The 5,305-nt window shown below is 57.0% G+C and carries 3 rRNA genes; all 3 read left to right on the top strand.

Annotated features, from left to right (window positions below):
* Nucleotides 1-83 precede the first annotated feature (83 nt).
* The 3 genes from M8859_RS36595 (at nucleotide 84) to rrf (ending at nucleotide 5,297) form a co-directional block, all read left to right on the top strand.
* Nucleotides 84-1,602: ribosomal RNA gene (locus M8859_RS36595) — 16S ribosomal RNA — on the top strand.
* 326 nt (nucleotides 1,603-1,928) lie between these two features.
* Nucleotides 1,929-5,041 (top strand): 23S ribosomal RNA (locus M8859_RS36590).
* Between the two features lie 139 nt (nucleotides 5,042-5,180).
* Nucleotides 5,181-5,297 (top strand): 5S ribosomal RNA (gene rrf / locus M8859_RS36585).
* Together the 16S, 23S and 5S rRNA genes form the textbook arrangement of a ribosomal RNA operon.
* Nucleotides 5,298-5,305 lie beyond the last annotated feature (8 nt).

Genomic DNA, 5,305 nt, shown 5'->3' with positions numbered 1-5,305 from the left:
TTTTGCTGGCGATTGTTTTGCTAGGTTTTCGGACTCTAGTTTTTGATCTGATTGCACCCTTTCGGGGGTGTGGTTGTGAGTCTTCAACGGAGAGTTTGATCCTGGCTCAGGACGAACGCTGGCGGCGTGCTTAACACATGCAAGTCGAGCGGTAAGGCCCTTCGGGGTACACGAGCGGCGAACGGGTGAGTAACACGTGGGTGATCTGCCTCGCACTTCGGGATAAGCCTGGGAAACTGGGTCTAATACCGGATATGACTTCTGGTCGCATGGCTGGGGGTGGAAAGATTTATCGGTGCGAGATGGGCCCGCGGCCTATCAGCTTGTTGGTGGGGTAATGGCCTACCAAGGCGACGACGGGTAGCCGGCCTGAGAGGGCGACCGGCCACACTGGGACTGAGACACGGCCCAGACTCCTACGGGAGGCAGCAGTGGGGAATATTGCACAATGGGCGAAAGCCTGATGCAGCGACGCCGCGTGAGGGATGACGGCCTTCGGGTTGTAAACCTCTTTCGACAGGGACGAAGCGTAAGTGACGGTACCTGTAGAAGAAGCACCGGCCAACTACGTGCCAGCAGCCGCGGTAATACGTAGGGTGCGAGCGTTGTCCGGAATTACTGGGCGTAAAGAGCTTGTAGGCGGTTTGTCGCGTCGTCTGTGAAAACTCACAGCTCAACTGTGAGCTTGCAGGCGATACGGGCAGACTTGAGTACTGCAGGGGAGACTGGAATTCCTGGTGTAGCGGTGAAATGCGCAGATATCAGGAGGAACACCGGTGGCGAAGGCGGGTCTCTGGGCAGTAACTGACGCTGAGAAGCGAAAGCGTGGGTAGCGAACAGGATTAGATACCCTGGTAGTCCACGCCGTAAACGGTGGGCGCTAGGTGTGGGTTTCCTTCCACGGGATCCGTGCCGTAGCTAACGCATTAAGCGCCCCGCCTGGGGAGTACGGCCGCAAGGCTAAAACTCAAAGGAATTGACGGGGGCCCGCACAAGCGGCGGAGCATGTGGATTAATTCGATGCAACGCGAAGAACCTTACCTGGGTTTGACATACACCGGAAACCTGCAGAGATGTAGGCCCCCTTGTGGTCGGTGTACAGGTGGTGCATGGCTGTCGTCAGCTCGTGTCGTGAGATGTTGGGTTAAGTCCCGCAACGAGCGCAACCCTTGTCCTGTGTTGCCAGCGGATTATGCCGGGGACTCGCAGGAGACTGCCGGGGTCAACTCGGAGGAAGGTGGGGACGACGTCAAGTCATCATGCCCCTTATGTCCAGGGCTTCACACATGCTACAATGGCCGGTACAGAGGGCTGCGATACCGTGAGGTGGAGCGAATCCCTTAAAGCCGGTCTCAGTTCGGATCGGGGTCTGCAACTCGACCCCGTGAAGTTGGAGTCGCTAGTAATCGCAGATCAGCAACGCTGCGGTGAATACGTTCCCGGGCCTTGTACACACCGCCCGTCACGTCATGAAAGTCGGTAACACCCGAAGCCGGTGGCCTAACCCCTTGTGGGAGGGAGCCGTCGAAGGTGGGATCGGCGATTGGGACGAAGTCGTAACAAGGTAGCCGTACCGGAAGGTGCGGCTGGATCACCTCCTTTCTAAGGAGCATCTCCAGTGAGTGTCCCGTGGAGTCGGGATCGCTTCTGGCAGAGCCGCTTATGTCCCCGAATGTGGGACTGCGGAGCTCATGGGTGGAACGCTGACATGGGCCGATCGTTCTCGGAGTCTTTGTGATGATGAGGGTCGGATGTAGTCGACACACTGTTGGGTCCTGAAAGAACAGGCGTTCTTTCCAGGCAAAAAATACGATCCGTTCGGATCTCCGGTTCATACCGCGGGGCTTTGTTGCTTCGGCTGGTGTCGGGTTCGGGTTCGAGTGGGTGTGTTGTTTGAGAACTGCACAGTGGACGCGAGCATCTTTGTTTTGTAAGTGTTGAAGAGCGTTCGGTGGATGCCTTGGCACCAGGAGCCGATGAAGGACGTAGGAGGCTGCGATAAGCCTCGGGGAGCTGTCAACCGAGCTGAGATCCGAGGATTTCCGAATGGGGAAACCCGGCACGAGTGATGTCGTGTCACCTGCCGCTGAATATATAGGCGGTGTGGAGGGAACGTGGGGAAGTGAAACATCTCAGTACCCACAGGAAGAGAAAACAATTGTGATTCCGTGAGTAGTGGCGAGCGAAAGCGGATGAGGCTAAACCGTTCAGATGTGATACCCGGCAGGGGTTGTCTGGACGGGGTAGTGGGGCCCATTTTCCTATCACTGCCGTGGTGGGCAACAGTCAGAAAAGTGCGTGTTAGTCGAAGTGGTCTGGAACGGCCTGTCGTAGAGGGTGAGAGTCCCGTAGGCGAAAATGCGTGCTCTGTTGTAGTGGGTGCCCGAGTAGCAGCGGGCCCGTGAAATCTGCTGTGAATCTGCCGGGACCACCCGGTAAGCCTGAATACTCCCTGGTGACCGATAGCGGACTAGTACCGTGAGGGAAAGGTGAAAAGTACCCCGGGAGGGGAGTGAAATAGTACCTGAAACCGGACGCTTACAATCCGTCAGAGCCTTCCCTTCGGGGTGGGGTGATGGCGTGCCTTTTGAAGAATGAGCCTGCGAGTCATCGGTGTGTGGCGAGGTTAACCCGTGTGGGGTAGCCGTAGCGAAAGCGAGTCCGAATAGGGCGGTTGAGTCGCACATCATGGACCCGAAGCGGAGTGATCTACCCATGGCCAGGGTGAAGCGACGGTAAGACGTCGTGGAGGCCCGAACCCACTTAGGTTGAAAACTGAGGGGATGAGCTGTGGGTAGGGGTGAAAGGCCAATCAAACTCCGTGATAGCTGGTTCTCCCCGAAATGCATTTAGGTGCAGCGTCACGTGTTTCACGCCGGAGGTAGAGCTACTGGATGGCCTAGGGGGCCTACAAGCTTACCGAAGTCAGCCAAACTCCGAATGCCGGTGTGTGAGAGCGTGGCAGTGAGACTGCGGGGGATAAGCTTCGTAGTCGAGAGGGAAACAGCCCAGATCGCCGGCTAAGGCCCCTAAGCGTGTACTAAGTGGAAAAGGATGTGGGGTCGCGAAGACAACCAGGAGGTTGGCTTAGAAGCAGCCACCCTTGAAAGAGTGCGTAATAGCTCACTGGTCAAGTGATCCTGCGCCGACAATGTAGCGGGGCTCAAGTACACCGCCGAAGCCGCGGCATTCCAGTATTATCTTGCTTTCGAGCCAGGAGCTGGGATGGGTAGGGGAGCGTCGTGCAGCCGTGGAAGCAGCAGTGTGAACTAGTTGTGGAGGCTGTGCGAGTGAGAATGCAGGCATGAGTAGCGAAAGACGAGTGAGAAACTCGTCCGCCGAATGACCAAGGGTTCCTGGGCCAGGTTAATCCGCCCAGGGTGAGTCGGGACCTAAGGCGAGGCCGACAGGCGTAGTCGATGGACAACGGGTTGATATTCCCGTACCCGTGTATCCGCGCCCAATGGCGAGTCATCTGTGCTAATCGTCCTGAACCGGATGGACTTCCTTCGGGAAGCCGGAAGGGGATGCACGAGACCCTGGGTGTAGTAGTCAAGCGATGGGGTGACGCAGGAAGGTAGCTGGGCCAGGTGATGGAGTACCTGGTGTAAGCCTGTAGGGCGAGTGGTAGGCAAATCCGCCATTCATGTGCCTGAGAGGTGATGCGTAGCCGATTGAGGCGAATTCAGTGATCCTATGCTGCCGAGAAAAGCCTCTAGTGAGTTGGTACACGGCCCGTACCCCAAACCGACACAGGTGGTCAGGTAGAGAATACCGAGGCGATCGAGAGAACTGTGGTTAAGGAACTCGGCAAAATGCCCCCGTAACTTCGGGAGAAGGGGGACCACGTCTGGTGACGAGATTTGCTCTCCGAGCTGGGTGTGGTCGCAGAGACCAGAGAGAAGCGACTGTTTACTAAAAACACAGGTCCGTGCGAAGTCGTAAGACGATGTATACGGACTGACGCCTGCCCGGTGCCGGAAGGTTAAGAGGACCGGTTAGCGTTTTCGGACGCGAAGCTGAGAATTTAAGCCCCGGTAAACGGCGGTGGTAACTATAACCATCCTAAGGTAGCGAAATTCCTTGTCGGGTAAGTTCCGACCTGCACGAATGGCGTAACGACTTCTCTGCTGTCTCAACCACAGACTCGGCGAAATTGCATTACGAGTAAAGATGCTCGTTACGCGCGGCAGGACGAAAAGACCCCGGGACCTTCACTATAGCTTGGTATTGGTGTTCGGTACGGTTTGTGTAGGATAGGTGGGAGACTGTGAAGCGGGCACGCCAGTGTTCGTGGAGTCGTCGTTGAAATACCACTCTGGTCGTATTGGACTTCTAACCTCGGACCCTGATCGGGTTCAGGGACAGTGCCTGGTGGGTAGTTTAACTGGGGCGGTTGCCTCCCAAAATGTAACGGAGGCGCCCAAAGGTTCCCTCAGCCTGGTTGGCAATCAGGTGTCGAGTGCAAGTGCACAAGGGAGCTTGACTGTGAGACTGACGGGTCGAGCAGGGACGAAAGTCGGGACTAGTGATCCGGCACCGGCATGTGGAAGCGGTGTCGCTCAACGGATAAAAGGTACCCCGGGGATAACAGGCTGATCTTCCCCAAGAGTCCATATCGACGGGATGGTTTGGCACCTCGATGTCGGCTCGTCGCATCCTGGGGCTGGAGTAGGTCCCAAGGGTTGGGCTGTTCGCCCATTAAAGCGGCACGCGAGCTGGGTTTAGAACGTCGTGAGACAGTTCGGTCTCTATCCGCCGCGCGCGTCAGAAACTTGAGGAAGGCTGTCCCTAGTACGAGAGGACCGGGACGGACGAACCTCTGGTGTGCCAGTTGTCCTGCCAAGGGCACTGCTGGTTGGCTACGTTCGGAAGGGATAACCGCTGAAAGCATCTAAGCGGGAAGCCTGTTCCAAGATGAGGTTTCTCACCACCTTCGAGTGGTTAAGGCCCCCTATAGACCATGGGGTTGATAGGCCGGAACTGGAAGCACGGTAACGTGTGGAGGTGACCGGTACTAATCGGCCGAGGACTTACTGACAAAGGTTGCTACGCGTCCACTGTGCGGTATCTGAAACAACACACAGATACCCCGGCTTTTTCCCATGAACCCCCCTTCTTTACCGGGGTGGGGTTGGTGGGTGGGAGCGCGCGGGGGTGTGTGGATAGTTTCATAGAGTTACGGCGGCCATAGCGGTAGGGAAACGCCCGGTCCCATTCCGAACCCGGAAGCTAAGCCTGCCAGCGCCGATGGTACTGCACTCGACAGGGTGTGGGAGAGTAGGACACCGCCGGAACATCCTTC

Source organism: Nocardia sputi (assembly GCF_023501985.1).
Note: the sequence above shows the minus strand (reverse complement) of the source record. Positions and strands in the feature narration are given on the sequence as shown.